The 17,094-nt window shown below is 73.9% G+C and carries 20 protein-coding genes; 14 read left to right on the top strand and 6 right to left on the bottom strand.

Annotated elements, in window-relative coordinates:
* Positions 1 to 26 precede the first annotated feature (26 nt).
* From LG634_RS15320 to ygfZ, 3 genes are all read left to right on the top strand, one after another.
* Entirely contained in the window at positions 27 to 599 is a 573-nt protein-coding gene (locus LG634_RS15320) for a heme-binding beta-barrel domain-containing protein (RefSeq protein WP_226734340.1), read from the top strand.
* 121 nt (positions 600 to 720) lie between these two features.
* Complete coding sequence (locus LG634_RS15315; protein ID WP_226734339.1) at positions 721 to 1,158, top strand: Fur family transcriptional regulator; 438 nt, start codon at positions 721 to 723, stop codon at positions 1,156 to 1,158.
* Between the two features lie 65 nt (positions 1,159 to 1,223).
* Positions 1,224 to 2,189 (top strand): CAF17-like 4Fe-4S cluster assembly/insertion protein YgfZ, encoded by a 966-nt coding sequence (gene ygfZ, locus LG634_RS15310; RefSeq protein WP_226734338.1) that lies wholly within the window; start codon positions 1,224 to 1,226, stop codon positions 2,187 to 2,189.
* Positions 2,190 to 2,217: 28 nt separating this feature from the next.
* On the opposite strand, the gene dtd is transcribed toward ygfZ, so the two are convergent.
* Positions 2,218 to 2,643 (bottom strand): D-aminoacyl-tRNA deacylase, encoded by a 426-nt coding sequence (gene dtd, locus LG634_RS15305; protein WP_226734337.1) that lies wholly within the window; start codon positions 2,641 to 2,643, stop codon positions 2,218 to 2,220.
* A gap of 124 nt (positions 2,644 to 2,767) precedes the next feature.
* Here dtd and LG634_RS15300 point away from each other — a divergent pair, with 124 nt between their 5' ends.
* The 6 genes from LG634_RS15300 to LG634_RS15275 all read left to right on the top strand — a co-directional run bounded on the left by LG634_RS15300 (position 2,768) and on the right by LG634_RS15275 (position 7,185).
* The gene (locus tag LG634_RS15300) at positions 2,768 to 3,349 is read left to right on the top strand and encodes an RsiG family protein (RefSeq protein ID WP_226734336.1); all 582 of its coding nucleotides are present in this window, start codon (positions 2,768 to 2,770) and stop codon (positions 3,347 to 3,349) included.
* Between the two features lie 96 nt (positions 3,350 to 3,445).
* On the top strand, positions 3,446 to 4,759 hold the full coding sequence (locus LG634_RS15295; RefSeq protein WP_226734335.1) for a GNAT family N-acetyltransferase: 1,314 nt from the start codon (positions 3,446 to 3,448) through the stop codon (positions 4,757 to 4,759).
* A 15-nt stretch (positions 4,760 to 4,774) separates the two neighbouring features.
* The gene (locus tag LG634_RS15290; protein ID WP_372482427.1) at positions 4,775 to 5,557 is read left to right on the top strand and encodes a putative protein N(5)-glutamine methyltransferase; all 783 of its coding nucleotides are present in this window, start codon (positions 4,775 to 4,777) and stop codon (positions 5,555 to 5,557) included.
* Between the two features lie 61 nt (positions 5,558 to 5,618).
* Complete coding sequence (locus LG634_RS15285) at positions 5,619 to 6,053, top strand: helix-turn-helix domain-containing protein (RefSeq protein WP_226734334.1); 435 nt, start codon at positions 5,619 to 5,621, stop codon at positions 6,051 to 6,053.
* A 23-nt stretch (positions 6,054 to 6,076) separates the two neighbouring features.
* Positions 6,077 to 6,682, top strand: a complete 606-nt coding sequence (locus LG634_RS15280; RefSeq protein WP_226734333.1) for a hypothetical protein — start codon at positions 6,077 to 6,079, stop codon at positions 6,680 to 6,682.
* Positions 6,683 to 6,843: 161 nt separating this feature from the next.
* Positions 6,844 to 7,185: a DUF2516 family protein gene (locus LG634_RS15275; RefSeq protein ID WP_226734332.1), complete on the top strand. Its 342-nt coding sequence runs from the start codon at positions 6,844 to 6,846 to the stop codon at positions 7,183 to 7,185.
* Between the two features lie 129 nt (positions 7,186 to 7,314).
* Here the strand turns inward: LG634_RS15275 and LG634_RS15270 are convergent, their stop codons facing one another.
* The 3 genes from LG634_RS15270 to LG634_RS15260 all read right to left on the bottom strand — a co-directional run bounded on the left by LG634_RS15270 (position 7,315) and on the right by LG634_RS15260 (position 10,903).
* Complete coding sequence (locus LG634_RS15270; protein WP_226734331.1) at positions 7,315 to 8,622, bottom strand: PP2C family protein-serine/threonine phosphatase; 1,308 nt, start codon at positions 8,620 to 8,622, stop codon at positions 7,315 to 7,317.
* 243 nt (positions 8,623 to 8,865) lie between these two features.
* Positions 8,866 to 9,909, bottom strand: coding sequence for a C40 family peptidase (locus LG634_RS15265; RefSeq protein WP_372482426.1), 1,044 nt, complete (start codon positions 9,907 to 9,909; stop codon positions 8,866 to 8,868).
* Positions 9,910 to 10,081: 172 nt separating this feature from the next.
* Positions 10,082 to 10,903, bottom strand: a complete 822-nt coding sequence (locus tag LG634_RS15260; RefSeq protein WP_226734330.1) for a class I SAM-dependent methyltransferase — start codon at positions 10,901 to 10,903, stop codon at positions 10,082 to 10,084.
* Positions 10,904 to 11,229: 326 nt separating this feature from the next.
* On the opposite strand from LG634_RS15260, the gene mshA reads away from it, so the two are divergent.
* Together mshA and LG634_RS15250 are read left to right on the top strand one after the other, a co-directional pair.
* Positions 11,230 to 12,612, top strand: a complete 1,383-nt coding sequence (mshA, locus tag LG634_RS15255; protein WP_372482425.1) for a D-inositol-3-phosphate glycosyltransferase — start codon at positions 11,230 to 11,232, stop codon at positions 12,610 to 12,612.
* Positions 12,605 to 13,126: a type III secretion system chaperone family protein gene (locus tag LG634_RS15250; protein ID WP_226734329.1), complete on the top strand. Its 522-nt coding sequence runs from the start codon at positions 12,605 to 12,607 to the stop codon at positions 13,124 to 13,126. The genes mshA and LG634_RS15250 overlap by 8 nt, the downstream gene beginning before the upstream one ends.
* Here LG634_RS15250 and LG634_RS15245 read toward each other — a convergent pair.
* Complete coding sequence (locus tag LG634_RS15245; RefSeq protein ID WP_226734328.1) at positions 13,098 to 14,429, bottom strand: MDR family MFS transporter; 1,332 nt, start codon at positions 14,427 to 14,429, stop codon at positions 13,098 to 13,100. The two genes, LG634_RS15250 and LG634_RS15245, sit on opposite strands and share 29 nt — an antisense overlap.
* Before the next feature lie 210 nt (positions 14,430 to 14,639).
* On the opposite strand from LG634_RS15245, the gene LG634_RS15240 reads away from it, so the two are divergent.
* The 3 genes from LG634_RS15240 (at position 14,640) to LG634_RS15230 (ending at position 16,214) form a co-directional block, all read left to right on the top strand.
* The gene (locus LG634_RS15240; RefSeq protein ID WP_226734327.1) at positions 14,640 to 15,398 is read left to right on the top strand and encodes a phosphoglyceromutase; all 759 of its coding nucleotides are present in this window, start codon (positions 14,640 to 14,642) and stop codon (positions 15,396 to 15,398) included.
* An 83-nt stretch (positions 15,399 to 15,481) separates the two neighbouring features.
* Positions 15,482 to 15,946: a GNAT family N-acetyltransferase gene (locus tag LG634_RS15235; protein ID WP_226734326.1), complete on the top strand. Its 465-nt coding sequence runs from the start codon at positions 15,482 to 15,484 to the stop codon at positions 15,944 to 15,946.
* A gap of 118 nt (positions 15,947 to 16,064) precedes the next feature.
* Complete coding sequence (locus LG634_RS15230) at positions 16,065 to 16,214, top strand: hypothetical protein (protein WP_226734325.1); 150 nt, start codon at positions 16,065 to 16,067, stop codon at positions 16,212 to 16,214.
* 111 nt (positions 16,215 to 16,325) lie between these two features.
* Here the strand turns inward: LG634_RS15230 and phoU are convergent, their stop codons facing one another.
* Positions 16,326 to 16,997 (bottom strand): phosphate signaling complex protein PhoU, encoded by a 672-nt coding sequence (gene phoU, locus LG634_RS15225; RefSeq protein ID WP_226734324.1) that lies wholly within the window; start codon positions 16,995 to 16,997, stop codon positions 16,326 to 16,328.
* Positions 16,998 to 17,094 lie beyond the last annotated feature (97 nt).

The following is a 17,094-nucleotide window of genomic DNA, read 5'->3' as shown; positions in this document are numbered from 1 at the left end:
CCGACAGATCGCCTGAGCTGCCACCCATGATCCAGATCCCCTCCGACCTGAACCCGGGTCTCGTCCCGCTCGCCTTCCTCCTCGGCACCTGGGAGGGCGCGGGCGTCTTCGACTTCCCCGGCGACGAGAAGTGCAACTTCGGCCAGGAGGTCGTCTTCAGCCACGACGGCCGGGACTTCCTGGAGTACACCTCGCACAGCTGGGTCCTCGACGCCGAGGGCAACAAGGTGCGTCCGCTGGAGTCGGAGTCCGGCTACTGGCGCATCGACAAGGACCGCAACGTCGAGATCGTCATGGTCCGCGACCAGGGCGTCGTCGAGGTCTGGTACGGGCAGCTCGCCGACCAGAAGCCGCAGATCGACGTCGCCACCGACGCGGTCGCCCGCACCGCCGCCTCGGGCCCGTACAGCGGCGGCAAGCGCCTCTACGGCTACGTCAAGAGCGACCTGATGTGGGTGGGCGAGAAGGCCACCCCCGACGTCGAGCTGCGGCCGTACATGTCCGCCCAGCTGAAGAAGGTCGTCACCCCGGAGGAGATCGCCGACATGGCGCGCAACCTCCCGGACATGCCGGACGACGGCATCGCCTTCTTCCGCTGATCCGCCGCACGGCACCGCACGGCACCGCACCGCACGGCACCGCACCGGACAGCACCGGCAAGGGGATCACGGGCCTCCGTGATCCCCTTCCGCATCCCCGCGTGCCGCCTAGACTGGGTGCGTGGTGACCACCGACTGGAAGAGCGATCTGCGGCAGCGCGGGTACCGGCTGACGCCGCAGCGGCAACTGGTGCTCGAAGCGGTCGACACCCTGGAGCACGCGACCCCGGACGCGATCCTCGCCGAGGTCCGCAAGACCGCCTCCGGCGTGAACGTCTCCACCGTGTACCGGACCCTGGAGCTGCTGGAGGAGCTGGGCCTCGTCTCGCACGCCCACCTCGGGCACGGCGCGCCGACCTACCACCTGGCCGACCGGCACCACCACATCCACCTGGTGTGCCGCGACTGCACCGGGGTGATCGAGGCCGATCTGGAGATCGCCGCCGACTTCACGGCGAAGCTGCGCGACACGTTCGGGTTCGACACCGACATGAAGCACTTCGCGATCTTCGGCCGGTGCAGGGACTGCGCGGCGGGCAAGCCGCCGGAGCCTTCGTAGGGCCTGCCCAGGGGCGTGTCCGGGCCGCCGCACCGCCGCTCGCGGCCGGTCGTACGCTTGGACGCATGACCAGCCCTTTGCTTGCCCTGCCCGGCGCCGTGGCGGCCGAAGGCCGTGACGAGGCCGTCGCGGCCCATTACGGTGATCTGTTCCGAGAGCAGCGCTCTCTGGCCGACGGCCGCGGGTTCGTCGACCTCTCCCACCGCGGGGTCGTCACCGTCACCGGACCGGAACGGCTGAGCTGGCTGCACCTGCTGCTCACCCAGCACGTCACCGACCTGCCCGCGCACCAGGCCACCGAAGCGCTGATCCTCTCCGCGAACGGCCACATCGAGCACGCCCTCTACCTCGTCGACGACGGCGAGACCGTGTGGGCGCACGTGGAGCCCGGCACCCAGGAGGCGCTGCTCGGCTACCTGGAGTCGATGAAGTTCTTCTACCGGGTCGAGATCGCCGACCGCACCGCCGACACCGCCGTCGTGCACCTGCCCGCCGGCTCCACCGCCGAGGTGCCGAAGGAGCTGGTCGTCCGGGAGACCCCGTACGGCCGGGACGTGTTCCTGCCGCGCGAGCGGCTGGAGGAGTTCGCCGCCGCGCACGGCCCCGTCGCCGGCCTGCTCGCGTACGAGGCGCTGCGCGTGGAGGGCCACCGGCCGCGGCTGGGACTGGAGACGGACCACCGGACGATCCCGCACGAGCTGGGCTGGATCGGCACCGCCGTGCACCTCCAGAAAGGCTGCTACCGCGGCCAGGAGACCGTCGCGCGCGTCCACAACCTGGGGAAGCCGCCGCGCCGCCTGGTCTTCCTGCACCTCGACGGCAGCGAGGTGCTGCTGCCCGGCCACGGCACCCCGGTGCGGCTGGCCGCGGACGGCGCGGAGGGCCGCCAGCTCGGCTTCGTCACCACCGCCGCCCGCCACCACGAACTCGGCCCGATCGCGCTGGCGCTGGTGAAGCGCAACGTGCCGGTGGACGCCCCGCTGCTCGCCGGCACGACGGCCGCCGCCCAGGAGGTCGTGGTCGCGCCGTAGAACCGGCCGCGGCGTCCCGGACGGGGCGTCAGACCTCCACGAGCACGGTGAACGGGCCGTGGTTCGTCAGCGAGACCCGCATGTCCGCGCCGAACCGGCCCGTCTGCACCGTCGCCCCCAGCGCCCGCAGCTGCGCGACCACCTCGTCGACCAGCGGCTCCGCGACCGGGCCCGGGGCCGCCGCGTTCCACGTGGGGCGGCGGCCCTTGCGGGCGTCGCCGTAGAGGGTGAACTGGGAGATGACCAGCAGCGGCGCGTTCACGTCGCTGCACGACTTCTCGCCGTCCAGGATCCGCACCGACCACAGCTTCCGGGCCAGCTGCGCCGCCTTCTCCGGGGTGTCGTCGTGCGTCACCCCGACCAGCACGCACAGGCCCTCGCCGACGATCTCGCCGACGGTCTCTCCGGCGACCGTCACGGCCGCCCCGTCCACACGCTGAACCACTGCTCGCATACCCCTTGTGTAGCAGGCGTGCACCCGTCCGGGGCCGATCGGGTGGCGTGCACCTGCACCGGCGGCACGGAGAGTGGCACGATGCACGCAAGCGGTGTGCCGCACGTCGAGGGGACGGATTCGTATGAACAACTCTGGTGCCGGGCAGCCCCACGGGCCGGCCGCCGTGGACGTCCCGCCGGCCCGCCGGCCCCCGCTCCAGCGCACCCCCGCCCGGCTCCCGGACGACGCCCCCGGGCTCGGCGGCCTGCGGCTGCCGGAGCTGCGCACCCTGCGCCGCGAGGCCCAGCGCGACGAGGCCGACCTGAGCTACGTACGGCGGCTCCTCCAGGGCCGCATCGACATCCTGCGCGCCGAGGTGGCCCGGCGGACCGACCCGGAGACGCCGGTCGTCGACCGGCTCTCGGAGATCCTCGCGGACGCCCCGTCCAGCCGCAGCGCCTCCGCACGGCACGTCACCCTCGGCACCCCGCACGGCGAGGAGTACCGGCTGCTGGCCGCCGAGATGCTCTCCGACGTGGAGCTGTCCGACCTGGACGCCCGTACGGACGACGAGCTGCATGCGGCGATGGCCCGGCTGGTCCGCTACGAGAACCAGGTCTCGCGGCGCCGCCAGCAGCTCCAGCACACCACCGACGAGTGCAGCGCGGAGATCACCCGCCGGTACCGCGAGGGCGAGGCGCAGGTCGACGACCTGCTCGCGTGAGACCGGGGCGGGGGCGGCGGGGCGGCCCCCGGCACCCCCGCGACACCGGGGAAAACCGCGTGACGCCGCGCGGGCGCCCGCCGTAGCGTGAGCCGAATGAGCGCTGCCGACTCCGCCACGCCGTCCGCCGCCCCCACGCCCCCTCCGGCGCCGCCCGTCGACGTCCGCCCGGTCGGCGAGCCGGAGTTCAAGGACTGGCTGGCCGCCTCCAGCATCGGCTTCCTCAGCCCGCCGGCCGTCACGGACGAGGAAGCGGCGTACCGCCTGAAATCCACCGACCTGACCCGGGTGCAGGGCGCGTTCGACCCGGACACCGGCCGCTGCGTGGCCACCTTCCGGTCCTTCGCGCAGCAGGTGACCGTGCCCGGCGGCGCCGCCGTCACCGCGACCGCCGTCTCCCGGGTCACCGTGCTGCCCACGCACCGCCGCCGCGGGCTCCTCGGCCGGATGATGGCCGCCGACCTGGGGGCCGCCCGGCGGCGCGGCGAGGTGCTGGCCACCCTGGTGGCCGCCGAGTACCCGATCTACGGGCGGTACGGCTTCGGCCCCGCGACCTCGCTCACCGAGTGGGAGATCGACGTCGCCCGCACCGGCCTCGACCCGCGCCGCACCGGCCGCCCGGCCTGCGGCGGCCGGATCGACGTGGTGGACGCCGAGCGGATCCGGGCGGCCGGGCCGGTGGTGCACGAGCGGCTGCGGGCCCGGCTGCCCGGCGTCATCGACCGCCCCGCGCACTGGTGGGACAGGTCCACCGGTCTGGACCCGGACCCCGGCCGGCCGTGGACCGAGCCGTTCTCCGTGCTCTACCGCTCGCCCGCCGGCGAGCCGGAGGGGTACGCCGTCTACACCGCCGACGACCGGTGGACCGACGCGAAGACCCCGTCGAACACCCTCACCGTCAAGGACCTGATCGCCGCCACCCCGGCCGCCGAGCGGGCGCTGTGGCACTTCCTGTGCTCGGTCGACTGGGTGCGCTCCGTCCGCACCGGCTACCGGGCGCCCGACGCGCTGGTCCCGGACCTGTTCCCCAACCCGCGGGCCGCCGCGGTCCGCACGCAGGCCGACTGGCTGTGGGTGCGCGTCCTGGACGTCGTACGCGCCCTGGAGGCCCGGACGTACGAGGCTCCCGGCGCGCTCGTGCTGGAGGTCGAGGACCAAGGCGGGCTCGCCGGGGGCCGGTTCCGGCTCGTGGCCGGCGCGGACGGCCGGGCGGAGTGCCGGCCGGCCGGGTCGGAGCCGGCGGAGCTGCGGCTGGGCGTGGCCGAGCTGGGCGCGCTGTACCTCGGTGATGTGTCGGCGGTGCGGCTGGCGGCGCTGGGGCGGCTGACGGAGGAGGTGCCGGGGGCGGTGGCGCGAGCGGAGTCGCTGTTCCGGACCGCCGTGCGGCCGTGGTGCCCGGACCTGTTCTGAGTAGGGTGACGTTCCGTGACAAATCTTGATCTGGGCCCGGTGGTGGTGGCGCTGCGGGCGGCCGGCTGCGTGTTCGCGGAGGAGGAGGCGGAACTGCTGGCCGGAGCCGCGGCCGGGCCCGCCGAGCTCGACGCGCTGGTGGCGCAGCGGGCCGCGGGGCGGCCGCTGGAGCACGTGGTGGGCTGGGCCGGGTTCTGCGGGCTGCGGATCGCGGTCGGCCCGGGGGTGTTCGTACCGCGGCGGCGCAGCGAGTTCCTGGCGGGGGAGGCGGCGCGGCTGGCCCGGCCCGGGTCGGTGGTGCTGGACCTGTGCTGCGGGGCCGGTGCGGTGGGTGCGGCGGTGGCCGCGGCCGTCCCGGGGGTGGAGCTGCACGCGGCGGACATCGAGCCGGCCGCGGTCCGCTACGCCCGGCGGAACGTCGCGGCGGCCGGCGGCCGCGTCCACGAGGGCGACCTCTACGACCCGCTGCCGGCGGTCCTGCGCGGCCGGGTGGACGTCCTGGTGGTCAACGCCCCGTACGTCCCCACGGGCGAGATCGGGCTGCTGCCCCCGGAGGCCCGTGACCACGAACCCCTGCGGGCCCTGGACGGCGGCCCCGACGGCGCGGCCGTCCACCGCCGGGTGGCGGCCGCCGCCCCCGGCTGGCTGGCCCCCGGCGGCCGCCTCCTGATCGAGACGGGCGCCCACCAGGCCGACCGCACCGCCGCCGCGATCCGTGCGGCCGGCCTGACGGCGCGGCACTCGGCGTCGGAGGAGTACGAGGCCCACGTGGTGATCGGTACGCTGCCCGCCCGGTGAGGCGACATGCTTTTGCTAGCAACTGCTTGCAAAAGTTAGCAGGGTGGGGGAGGATCGGCCCATGGGGACGCTCAATGTCGGGAATCTCGGTGAGTACCTGCGGGATCAGCGGCGGCAGGCGCAGCTTTCGCTGCGGCAGCTGGCTGATGCGGCAGGGGTCTCGAACCCGTACCTGAGCCAGATCGAGCGCGGGCTGCGCAAGCCCAGCGCGGACATCCTCCAGCAGCTCGCCAAGGCGCTGCGGATCTCCGCGGAGACCCTGTACGTGCGCGCCGGAATGCTCGACGAGCGCGAGCCGGACGAGGTCGAGACGCGGGCCGCGATACTCGCGGACCCCTCGATCAACGAGCGGCAGAAGCAGGTGCTGCTGCAGATCTACGAGTCGTTCCGCAAGGAGAACGCCTTCGAGGCGATGACCGACGACGGCGACGGCACCGCCCGGGGCAGTGACCCGGCCCGAGGCAACGGCACCGATCCCACCACGACCACGAACTGAACTGCGATCCGGGAGGACCAGTCATGGCCATCACCGATGACCTGCGCAAGACCCTCGCCGACCCCACGCCCCTCTACTTCGCCGCCGGCTCCGCCGACCTCGCGCTCCAGCAGGCCAGGAAGGTGCCCGCACTGATCGACCAGCTGCGCGCCGAGGCCCCCGCGCGCATCGACGCCGTGCGCAACACCGACCCCAAGGTCGTGCAGGACAAGGCCCGCGAGGCGCAGGCCGTGGTGACCGCCAAGGTCTCCGAGGTGCTCGGCACGTTCGACACCGACCTGAAGAAGCTCGGCGAGCAGGCCCAGGACCTCGCGCTGCGCAGCGTCGGCGTGGCCGCCGAGTACGCCGTCCGGGCCAAGGAGGCCTACGACCGGGTCGCCGAGCACGGCGAGCAGGCCGTGAAGCAGTGGCGCGGCGAGGTCGCCGAGGAGATCGTCGAGGTCGCCGTGGCGGTCGACGGCGGGGACGAGCCGAAGAGCGGGCCGGCCGGTGCGCAGACGCAGGCCGCCGAGCCGGCGGCCGCGGAGGCGAAGCCCGCCCGCAAGGCCGCCCCGCGCAAGGCGGCCGCCAAGAAGGACGCCGCGCCGGCGGCCGCGGGCGACGGCTCCGCTGCCGCCGAGCAGGGCTGACCGGCTGAGATGCGGGCCGGCGGACCGGGCACCCGGCGGGGGTCCGGTTCGTTGGCCCTGCAGCGGGTAACTTGGCCGCTGGGCCGCACTGCGGCCCGGAGGGCCCGCGGGGCCCCCGCCCCGATGGCGAAGACGACGGACACGAAGAAGCTGGTGCCGGGATGTTGATGCAGAAGTTCGACTCTCTCCTCGCGACGCTGCTGTACTTCGGCACGCTCGTGCCCGCCGTCATCGCCCTGGTCATGGCCGCCACCTCCCGCGAGGACGCGTTCCGGGCGGCGGACAAGCAGACCAAGCCGTTCTGGCTGATCCTGCTGGGCATCACGGTCCTGGTGGACATGTTCCTCGGGATGCTGTTCCTGCAGATCGCCGGTCTGATCGCGACCATCGTCTTCTTCGTCGACGTGCGCCCGGCCCTGCGCCAGGTCTCCGGCGGCGGCCCGAAGCGGCGCGGCGGCAGCAGCAGCGACGGCCCGTACGGGCCCTACAACGGCGGCCGCTGAGCCGGTCGGTCCGCAGGGCACCCACCCCGCCCGACTCCCGCGCCGGCCCGGACTTCCCGCGCCCGCCCGGACTTCCCGCGCCCGCCCGGACTTCCCGCGCCCGCCCCGACTTCCCGCGCCCGCCCGGACTCAGCGCCGGCGGGCGCCCGCCGTGCGGTCCAGCAGGACCACGGCCACGTCGTCGGTCAGCTCGCCCCCGTTGAGGCGGCGGGCCTCCGTCACGGCGGCCTCCAGCAGTGCTTCGCCGGTCAGCGACTGCTCCAGGTGCCGGTTGATCATCTCGACCATGCCGTCCTGGCCCAGCCGCTCCCGGCCGTTCCCGATCCGGCCCTCGATCAGGCCGTCGGTGTAGAGCATCAGGCTCCAGGTGCCGCCCAGCTCCACCTGCCGGCGAGGCCAGCGCGCCCCCGGCAGCAGTCCGAGGGCCGGCCCGCTGTTCTCGTACGGCAGCAGCTGTGCGGCTTGGCCCGGGCGGGCGATCAGCGGCGCCGGGTGACCGGCCAGGCAGAGCCCGGCGCGGCGGCCGTCGGGGGCGATGTCCACCGTGCAGAGCGTCGCGAAGATCTCCTCGTGCGGCCGCTCCACCTCCAGGACCTCCTGGAGGGTGGCGAGCAGCTCGTCCCCGCACAGCCCGGCCAGGGTCAGCGCCCGCCAGGCGATGCGCAGCTCCACGCCGAGGGCCGCCTCGTCGGGGCCGTGGCCGCAGACGTCGCCGATCATCGCGTGGACGGTGCCGTCGGGGGTGCGGACCGCGTCGTAGAAGTCGCCGCCGAGCAGGGCGCGGCTGCGGCCGGGCCGGTAGCGGGCGGCGAACCGCAGGTTCGAGCCCTCCAGCAGCGGGGTGGGCAGCAGGCCGCGTTCCAGGCGGGCGTTCTCCTGGGCGCGCAGTTTCGATTCTGCAAGCTTGTACTGGGCGATGTCGGCGCGCTTGCGCTCCACCGCGTACCGGATGGCGCGGCTGAGCAGCCGGCCGTCCAGCTCGTCCCGGGACAGGTAGTCCTGGGCGCCGACGCGGACCGCCTCGGCGGCGCGCTCGGAGTCGGCCTCGGAGGTGAGGACCAGCACGGCGTGGCCGGGGGCCAGCTGGAGGACCCGGCGCAGGGTGGCCAGCTCGTCGACGGGCGGCTCGGCGGGCGCGGCCGGGCCCGCGGCCGGTGCGCCGGCGGTGGTCCGCTGCCCACCGGACAGCGACAGGTCGAGCAGGATGCAGTGGACGTCCGGGGTGAGCAGCCGGGCCGCTTCGGTGAGGTTGCGCGCGGTGCGGATCCGGATGCGGTTGCCCTCGCCGTCGAGCATTTCGGGGACGGTGAGGCCGCCCGCCGGATCGTCCTCGATCACGAGCAGGGTCAGCGACTGCTGGGGCAGGTGCGGGGGCAGACCGGCCTGACCGCTCTCCGCGGCCGGGACGTCCCTCTGCCGCGGTACGGGTACGGGCATCGTCTGGGTTCCTTCCCTCCCCCCGAGGGTGCGGCGGCGCCCGGAACGGCACCCCGCCAGTCCGGGACCATAGCGGTACGAGCCGCCACATCGGAATGCCGCGGTGTCCCTGGCCCCCGGCATATGCCGAAATCCCGGGGGAAAGGCCGCACACCGGAATGACGAACATCACGCCGGACGGCCCTACCGGTCCGGCCCGCGGTACGGAACCTCCCCGGCCGCGCGCCCTGCCCTCGCGACGCCCTACGCGTCCGGCCGGACCACCGCCAGGATCGGCATGGAGCCCGCGCCCGCGATCGTCACGTTCCGCCCCGGCCGCGGCGCGTGCACCATCGCGCCGTCCCCTATGTACATGGCGACGTGGCTCGCGTCGTTGAAGTAGATGATCAGGTCGCCGGGCCGCATGTCCTTCACGGCCACCCGCGGCAGCCGGCGCAGCTGCTCCTGCGAGGTGCGCGGGATCTGCCGCCCGCCGGCCAGCCAGGCCTGCGAGGTGAGGCCGGAGCAGTCGAACGAGTCCGGGCCCTCGGCACCCCACACGTACGGTTTGCCGATCTGCGCGGTGGCGTACTGCACGGCCCGCTTGCCGGCCTCGGTCGCCTTGCCGCTGACGTCCTTGAGGGCGCCCGTCTTGAGCCAGTCGTTCTGCGCCTTGTACTGGGCCTCGCGCTCCAGTTGGAGCAGGCGGGCCTTCTCCTCGGCCTCCAGGCGGTTCTCCAGCTGCTCGGCCGCCTTGATCTTGTCGTTGATCTGCTTCTGGGCGGCCTCCTTCTTCAGCCGGGTGGCCTCCAGGGTCTTCCAGTGGACGCTGGCGTCCTTCGCGTACTGCTTCAGGTCGGCCTGGGTGCGGTCCAGGTCCGTCAGCATGCCCTTGGCGGCCCGCTCGCCCTGGCGCAGCAGCCCTGCGCCGTTCAGGAACTGGTTGGGCGTCGGGCTGAGCGCCAGGCGCGCGGCCGGCGGCAGCCCGCCGGTGCGGTACTGGGCCCGGGCCGCCGCGCCCGCCTTGTTCTTCAGGTCCGCGATGCGCTGCTTCCCGGCCTCGATCTGCTTGGCGAGGGCGACGAGTTGCTCGGACTGGCGCTTGGCCTCTTCCTCGGCGAGGTTGTACTCGTCGGTGGCCTTCGCGGCCTGGTGGTACAGGTCTTCTATCTGCTTGCGGACCTGCTCCAGGGCGGGGTTGGGGCCCGGCTCGGGCCGGGTCGGCGCGGCGTGCGCGACCCCGGTGGTGCCCAGCACGGCCATGGCGCAGATCAGCGTGAGTGCGGCGGCCCCGCCCCTTCGGTTCACTGTCCCCCCAGCGAAAGTCCCGGCTTTTCCCGTGCGACACAGCTGATTTACCGTCAGTAACTTGTTGTCGCCTTCGGGATGGTGTCACGACTCGGCGGATTGCGACACCCCCGACCGGGGGGTTTGTGGACAACTCGGCTGCCCCGCAACCGGTACGGATGCACCAGCTCCGCTACGCCCGCGGTCCACCCGGCCGCAGCGCGTCCCAGCGGACCGTCAGCTCGCCCTGCCGCCACCGCCGCGGGCCGTCCGTCAGCGGCCAGTCCGCGGCCAGCGACCGGGCCGTGCGGATCCACCGCTGCCGGGCGCCGAGCGAGGCGTACGGGGCGGCCGCCGCCCAGGCCCGGTCGAAGTCCCGCAGGAAGGCGTGCACCGCCTCGCCGGGCACGTTGCGGTGGATGAGTGCCTTCGGCAGCCGCTCCGCGAGGTCCGAGGGGCGCTCCAGGGAGCCCAGCCGGGTGGCGAAGGTGACGGTGCGCGCCCCTTCGGGCCCCAGCGCGACCCACACGTGCCGCCGCCCGATCTCGTCGCAGGTCCCCTCGACGAGCAGGCCGTCCGGGGCCAGCCGCCGGCACAGCCGCTCCCACACCGCGGCCACCTGCTCCTCGTCGTACTGGCGCAGCACGTTCGCGGCCCGGATCAGGGCGGGGCGGGCGCCGCCGTCCAGCGGCACCTCGAAGCCGCCGTGCCGGAACGACAGCCCCTCGCGCTCGTACGGCCGGGCCGCGGCGACCCGGGCGGGCTCGATCTCGATCCCGACCACCTGCACCCGCGGGGCCGCCGTGCGGAGCCTGCCCAGCAGTTCCACCGCAGTCCAGGGCGCGGCCCCGTACCCGAGGTCCACGGCGACCGGCGCCACCGCCCGCCGCAGCGCGGCCCCGTGCGCATCGGCGATCCACCGGTCCATCCGCCGCAGCCGGTTCGGGTTGGTGGTGCCGCGCGTGACCGTGCCGACGGGGCGTCCGGGGGCGGGGGAGGGGGTGCGGGCGGCCATGACGCCAGGGTATGCGGCCGACGGGACGCTCTCGGACGCCCGGACGCCCGGACGCCTGGACGCCCGCAGCCGGACGCCGGTCCGCGTCCACGCCCCGCAGCCCGCAGCCGGACGCCGGTCCGCGTCCACGCCCCGCAGCCCGCAGCCGGACGCCGGTCCGCGGCCCGGCACGCCCGTGGCCGGATCCCGCCGCGCCGTCGGCAGAAAAGTTCTGCACAGTGGAATGCGGGCGGCCTCCGCAGTGGTTGCACCCGGTGAGGACGGAGACCGTCCTGTTTCCGTCATGCCCGGAGTTGCCCGGACTCCCGAGCGAGAGGACCGCTCACGTGAGTCAGTACGTGTCCCGGCTCGGCGGTATCGGCGGCCGGATCGCCGCCGGCCGCACCACGTTCGCCGCCCCCCACCCGCCCCGGCTGCGGATCCCCGGCAGCCACCACCGCCGGCCCCGCCGGGTGGCCATGCTCAGCGTCCACACCTCGCCGCTGCACCAGCCCGGCACGGGCGACGCCGGCGGCATGAACGTCTACATCGTCGAGCTGGCCCGGCGGCTGGCCGCGATCGGCGTCGAGGTCGAGATCTTCACCCGGGCCACCGCCGGCGGCCTGCCCCCGGTCGTCGAGCTGGCCCCCGGCGTGCTGGTCCGGCACGTCGACGCCGGCCCGTACGAGGGACTGGCGAAGGAGGAGCTGCCCGCCCAGCTGTGCGCGTTCACGCACGGCGTGATGCAGGCCTGGGCCGGCCACCGGCCCGGTTACTACGACCTCGTCCACTCCCACTACTGGCTTTCCGGCCACGTCGGCTGGCTCGCCGCCGAGCGCTGGGGTGTCCCGCTCGTCCACGCCATGCACACCATGGCCAAGGTCAAGAACGCGGCGCTCGCCGCCGGCGACACCCCCGAGCCGGCCGCCCGCGTCATCGGCGAGACCCAGATAGTCGAGGCCGCCGACCGGCTCGTCGCCAACACCGCGGAGGAGGCCGACGAACTCGTCCGGTACTACGACGCGGACCCGGCGAAGGTCGCCGTCGTGCACCCCGGCGTCAACCTGGACCGCTTCACCGTCGCCGACGGCCGGGCCGCCGCCCGGGCCCGCCTCGGCCTGCCGCAGGACGCCCTGATCCCCCTGTTCGCCGGCCGCATCCAGCCGCTGAAGGCCCCCGACGTGCTGCTGAAGGCCGTCGCCGAGCTGGTCGCCCAGGAGCCGTCCATGCGCCGCCGGCTGGTCGTACCGGTGGTCGGCGGTCCCAGCGGCAGCGGGCTCGCCAAGCCGGAAGGCCTGCAGAAGCTGGCCGCCAAGCTCGGCATCGCCGACCTCGTCCGCTTCCAGCCGCCGGTGGACCAGGACCGGCTCGCCGACTGGTTCCGCGCCGCGTCCGTCCTGGTCATGCCCTCGTACAGCGAATCGTTCGGACTCGTGGCCATCGAGGCGCAGGCCACCGGCACCCCGGTGATCGCGGCCGCGGTCGGCGGCCTGCCGGTCGCGGTGGACGACGGCGCCACCGGCTTCCTCGTCGCCGGCCACGACCCCGCGGACTACGCCCGGATGCTCCGCCGGTTCGCGGACGACCCCGCCCTCGCCGACCGGATGGGCGCCGAGGCGGCCCGGCACGCCCAGTTCTTCGGCTGGGACACCGCCGCGCGCGGCACGGCCGACGTGTACACCGCAGCCATGCATGATCACCGCCGTCGCGTACGCTCCCTGCATGGCTGAGGGCACACAGGCTGAGGGCACGCAGGCAGAGCGCATCGCGCAGGTCGTGGAGGGCACCCTCGACGACGCCGGACTGGAGTGGGAGAGCCCGGAGCCGGGTTCGTACGTGGTCAAGCTGCCGGGCACCCGGAAGCTGTCGACGACCTGCTCCCTGATCGTCGGCCGGCACTCGCTGTCCCTGAACGCGTTCGTCATCCGGCACCCGGACGAGAACGAGGCCGGCGTCCACCGCTGGCTGCTGGAGCGCAACCTGCGGCTGTACGGGATCTCGTACGCGGTGGACCGGCTCGGCGACGTCTACCTGGTGGGCCGGCTGCCGCTGTCCGTGGTCACGCCCGAGGAACTGGACCGGCTGCTCGGTTCGGTCCTGGAGGCCGCGGACGGCGCGTTCAACCCGCTGCTGGAGCTGGGCTTCGCGTCGTCCATCCGCAAGGAGTACGCGTGGCGGGTCTCGCGCGGCGAGTCCACGCGCAACCTGGACGCGTTCAGGCACCTGACGGAGCGGCCGTCCTGACCTCGGGGCCGGCGGCCCCCGGGGCTCCCTCCGTGGCGGCCGGCTCCTCGGCGGCGGTCCCCGCCTCCGGCTCCGGCTCCTGCGCCGGGGCCGCCACCGGCAGCCCCCGCATCAGCAGCCAGTAGCCCAGACCCGCCACCGTGCCGATGACGGCGGTCGCCCCCCACAGCCAGTCCGCGCCCAGCCGGTCGATGACCACGCCGCCCAGCAGCGGGGCGACCAGCGAGGCCGCCGCCCACGACAGGGTGTAGACGCCCTGGTAGCGGCCGCGGCCGTGCACCGGGGAGAGCCGGACGACCAGGCCCATCTGGGTGGGGGTGTTCACGATCTCCGCCAGCGTCCACACGCAGATCGTCATGACGTAGGCGCCCAGCGAACCCGCGAACGCCGTCAGCCCGAAGCCGAGCCCCGCCAGCAGCGAGGAGACCACCAGCAGCCGCTGCGGGTCGCGGTGCTCGATGAACCGGGTCACCGGGATCTGCAGCGCCACGATCAGCACGCCGTTCACCGCGATCGCCAGACCGTACTCCGCAGGCGAGAAGCCCGCCTCGCCCATCGCGACCGGCAGGCCGACCGAGCCCTGCGTGAAGATCGTCGCGATCAGGAACGACAGCCCCACCACACCCATGAACCGGCCGTCGCGCAGCACCGTGCCGAGCCGGACGTCCGCCTCCTTCGCCGTCGCCTCCGCCGACCTCTCCGGCCGGGACTCGGGCAGCTTCACGTACACGAGCACCGCGCACAGCAGGGTCAGGGCGGCCTCGCCGAGGAAGCCCGCGAGGTAGCTGTAGCGGGCGATGAGGCCGGCTCCGGCCGAACTCAGCGCGAAACCGAGGTTGATGGCCCAGTAGTTCAGTGCGAAGGCCCGGACCCGGTCCTCCGGGCGGACGATGTCGGCCATCATCGCCTGCACCGCCGGCCGGGAGGCGTTCGAGGTCATGCCGACGAGGAACGCGACCGCCGCGATGGCCACCGGGTGCTCCATGAACCCCAGCAGCGCCACCGTGAACGCGGTGCCGGCCTGCGCCACCAGCATCGTCGGACGCCGCCCCAGCCGGTCCGTCATCACCCCCGCCACCAGCGAGGACACCACACCGCCGAGGCCGTACAGAGCGGCCACCAGTCCCGCGAAGGAGGCCGAATAGCCCCGCTCCAGCGTCAGGTACAAGGCCATGAACGTCGCGACGAAGGCCCCGAGCCGGTTCACCAGGGTGCTCGCCCACAGCCACCAGAACGCGCGGGGCAGTCCGGAGACGCTCTCCCGCGCGGCGGTTCCGATCGATCTGAGCGAGACGGCGGACATGCGGTTCCCCCCGGGCGTACGGACATCACGGTGTAAGTGGCGCAGCGGCCCTCGGCACGTTACGGAGAGCGGCCCGCGCCCGCCACTGAATTGACGCCCGCCGTCAATCGACGGCCCCGCCACGGCCGTTGCCGGACGGTCCCGGGACCGTCCCGACCAGCCCCCGGACGGCGCGCGCAGGCCCCCGGGCCGTCCACTAGGCTCGTACGCATGGCCGACGCACCGTACAAGCTGATCCTCCTCCGCCACGGCGAGAGCGAATGGAACGCGAAGAACCTGTTCACCGGCTGGGTGGACGTCAACCTCACCGAGAAGGGCGAGAAGGAGGCGGTCCGCGGCGGTGAGCTGCTCAAGGACGCCGGCCTGCTGCCCGACGTGCTGCACACCTCCCTCCAGAAGCGCGCCATCCGCACCGCGCAGCTGGCCCTGGAGTCCGCCGACCGCCACTGGATCCCGGTCCACCGCTCCTGGCGCCTGAACGAGCGCCACTACGGCGCCCTCCAGGGCAAGGACAAGGCCCAGACGCTGGCGGAGTACGGCGACGAGCAGTTCATGCTGTGGCGCCGCTCGTACGACACCCCGCCGCCGGCCCTCGAAGACGGCACCGAGTTCTCGCAGTCCGAGGACCCGCGCTACGCGACCATCCCGCCGGAGCTCCGCCCCCGGACGGAATGCCTCAAGGACGTCGTCGGCCGCATGCTCCCGTACTGGTACGACGGCATCGTCCCGGACCTGCTCGCCGGCCGCACCGTCCTGGTCGCCGCGCACGGCAACTCCCTGCGCGCCCTGGTCAAGCACCTCGACGGCATCTCCGACGCCGACATCGCGGGCCTGAACATCCCCACCGGCATCCCGCTCTCCTACGAGCTCGACGCCGCCTTCAAGCCCCTCAACCCGGGCGGCACCTACCTCGACCCGGAGGCCGCCGCAGCCGCCATCGAGGCCGTCAAGAACCAGGGCAAGAAGTAACCACCGCCCCCCAGTTCGCCGGTGCGCCCCCCGGCCGCGGATATTCCGTGGTCGGGGGGCGTGCGCGTTGTTACGTTGCCGGGATGAGCATGCGACTGGTCGAGGTGGGGCCGGAGAACGTGGACGCGGCGGTGGCGCTGCGGGTGCGGCCCGAGCAGGAGAAGAACGTGGCGCCGGTGGTGACGTCACTGGCCGAGGCGTACGCGTACGGCGAGCGGGCCTGGCCGCGGCTGCTCCTCGACGGCGACGAGCCGGTCGGCTTCCTGATGGCCTTCCTCGACATGCAGTGGAACCCGGCGGAGGACCCCGCGGACCGGCGGTCCGGGCTGTGGCGGCTGAACATCTCCGCAGACGCGCAGGGCCGCGGGTACGGCCGGTTCGCCGTGGCGGCCGTCGCCGACGAACTGCGCCGGCGCGGCGCCGGGCGGATGTACGTCACCTGGGAGACGGGGCCGCACGGACCGGGGGAGTTCTACCGGAAGCTCGGCTTCACCGAGACCGGCGAGACCTCCGGCGACCAGACCGTGGGCGTGCTGGAGCTCGCCTGACCGCCGGCCCGGACCGCGGCCGGGGATTCTGCACCGGTGCGCCGTTGACGCGCCGGTACCGCTGGGCATGAATGGGTCAGGGCAGTGCGACGCGTACGCCTTCCGAGGAGGAACCCCCATGGCCGATTCCCCCGTACCGATCACTCCCGAGCAGGAACGGCAGCCGGTGTCCGAGCCGCTGCGGCTCCCGCTCCTCGCCGCCTGCGGGTGCGGCTCGGGCTGCGGCTGCGGCTGCCAGTCCGGCGCGCCCTGCCAGTGCGGCGGCTGACCGCCCCGGCGCGAGGCGCAGCGCACGAGCGAAGGGCCCGCCCGGGTCGCCCGGGCGGGCCCTTCCGCATGCGGACGCGCCGCACGGCCGCGCCGGACCGGGCCGTGCGGCTCAGACCGTTTCGGTCGGCTGCTGCAGCTCGTCCGCGTGCTCGCCGGTCACCAGGTAGACGACCCGCTTGGCGACGGACACCGCGTGGTCGGCGAAGCGCTCGTAGTAGCGGCCCAGCAGGGTCACGTCCACGGCCGTCTCGATGCCGTGCTTCCAGCGGTCGTCCATCAGGTGCTGGAACAGCGCCCGGTGCAGCGTGTCCATCTCGTCGTCGTCGTTCTCCAGCTGGAGCGCCAGGTCCACGTCCTTGGTGATGATCACCTCGGCTGCCTTGGCCATCAGCCGCTGCGCCAGCTGGCCCATCTCCAGGATGGTCGCGTGCAGGTCCCGCGGCACCGCGGTGTCCGGGAACCGCAGCCGGGCGAGCTTCGCCACGTGCTGCGCCAGGTCGCCCGAGCGCTCCAGGTCGGCGCTCATGCGCAGCGAGGTCACGACGATGCGCAGGTCGGTGGCGACCGGCTGCTGGCGGGCCAGCAGCGCGATGGCCCGGGCCTCCAGGTCGTGCTGCAGATCGTCGACCTTCTGGTCCGCGGCGATCACGTTCTCGGCAAGGTTCAGGTCGGCGTCGAGCATGGCCGTGGTGGCCCGCCCGATCGCGGAGCCGACCAGCCGCGCCATCTCGACCAGGCTCTCGCCGATCGAGTCCAGTTCCTCGTGGTACGCGTCCCGCATGGTGTCCCTCTCTGTATCTACCGGAGGCCTGTCTCGCCCCGGGTCCGGGGGGCTCGGACCCCCACGCTCCCACGGTGGGCGGGCTTCGCGACGGACT

Source organism: Streptomyces bambusae, assembly GCF_020532645.1.
Classification (GTDB): domain Bacteria; phylum Actinomycetota; class Actinomycetes; order Streptomycetales; family Streptomycetaceae; genus Streptomyces; species Streptomyces bambusae.
Note: the sequence above shows the minus strand (reverse complement) of the source record. Positions and strands in the feature narration are given on the sequence as shown.

What these genes read in the sequence shown, in the direction of transcription:
- LG634_RS15320 (WP_226734340.1), top strand. Translation starts at nt 27, where the DNA reads ATGATCCAGATCCCCTCCGACCTGAACCCGGGTCTCGTCCCGCTCGCC.
- ygfZ (WP_226734338.1), top strand. Translation starts at nt 1,224, where the DNA reads ATGACCAGCCCTTTGCTTGCCCTGCCCGGCGCCGTGGCGGCCGAAGGC.
- dtd (WP_226734337.1), bottom strand. Translation starts at nt 2,643, where the DNA reads ATGCGAGCAGTGGTTCAGCGTGTGGACGGGGCGGCCGTGACGGTCGCC.
- LG634_RS15300 (WP_226734336.1), top strand. Translation starts at nt 2,768, where the DNA reads ATGAACAACTCTGGTGCCGGGCAGCCCCACGGGCCGGCCGCCGTGGAC.
- LG634_RS15295 (WP_226734335.1), top strand. Translation starts at nt 3,446, where the DNA reads ATGAGCGCTGCCGACTCCGCCACGCCGTCCGCCGCCCCCACGCCCCCT.
- LG634_RS15285 (WP_226734334.1), top strand. Translation starts at nt 5,619, where the DNA reads ATGGGGACGCTCAATGTCGGGAATCTCGGTGAGTACCTGCGGGATCAG.
- LG634_RS15280 (WP_226734333.1), top strand. Translation starts at nt 6,077, where the DNA reads ATGGCCATCACCGATGACCTGCGCAAGACCCTCGCCGACCCCACGCCC.
- LG634_RS15275 (WP_226734332.1), top strand. Translation starts at nt 6,844, where the DNA reads ATGTTGATGCAGAAGTTCGACTCTCTCCTCGCGACGCTGCTGTACTTC.
- LG634_RS15270 (WP_226734331.1), bottom strand. Translation starts at nt 8,622, where the DNA reads ATGCCCGTACCCGTACCGCGGCAGAGGGACGTCCCGGCCGCGGAGAGC.
- LG634_RS15260 (WP_226734330.1), bottom strand. Translation starts at nt 10,903, where the DNA reads ATGGCCGCCCGCACCCCCTCCCCCGCCCCCGGACGCCCCGTCGGCACG.
- LG634_RS15250 (WP_226734329.1), top strand. Translation starts at nt 12,605, where the DNA reads ATGGCTGAGGGCACACAGGCTGAGGGCACGCAGGCAGAGCGCATCGCG.
- LG634_RS15245 (WP_226734328.1), bottom strand. Translation starts at nt 14,429, where the DNA reads ATGTCCGCCGTCTCGCTCAGATCGATCGGAACCGCCGCGCGGGAGAGC.
- LG634_RS15240 (WP_226734327.1), top strand. Translation starts at nt 14,640, where the DNA reads ATGGCCGACGCACCGTACAAGCTGATCCTCCTCCGCCACGGCGAGAGC.
- LG634_RS15235 (WP_226734326.1), top strand. Translation starts at nt 15,482, where the DNA reads ATGAGCATGCGACTGGTCGAGGTGGGGCCGGAGAACGTGGACGCGGCG.
- LG634_RS15230 (WP_226734325.1), top strand. Translation starts at nt 16,065, where the DNA reads ATGGCCGATTCCCCCGTACCGATCACTCCCGAGCAGGAACGGCAGCCG.
- phoU (WP_226734324.1), bottom strand. Translation starts at nt 16,997, where the DNA reads ATGCGGGACGCGTACCACGAGGAACTGGACTCGATCGGCGAGAGCCTG.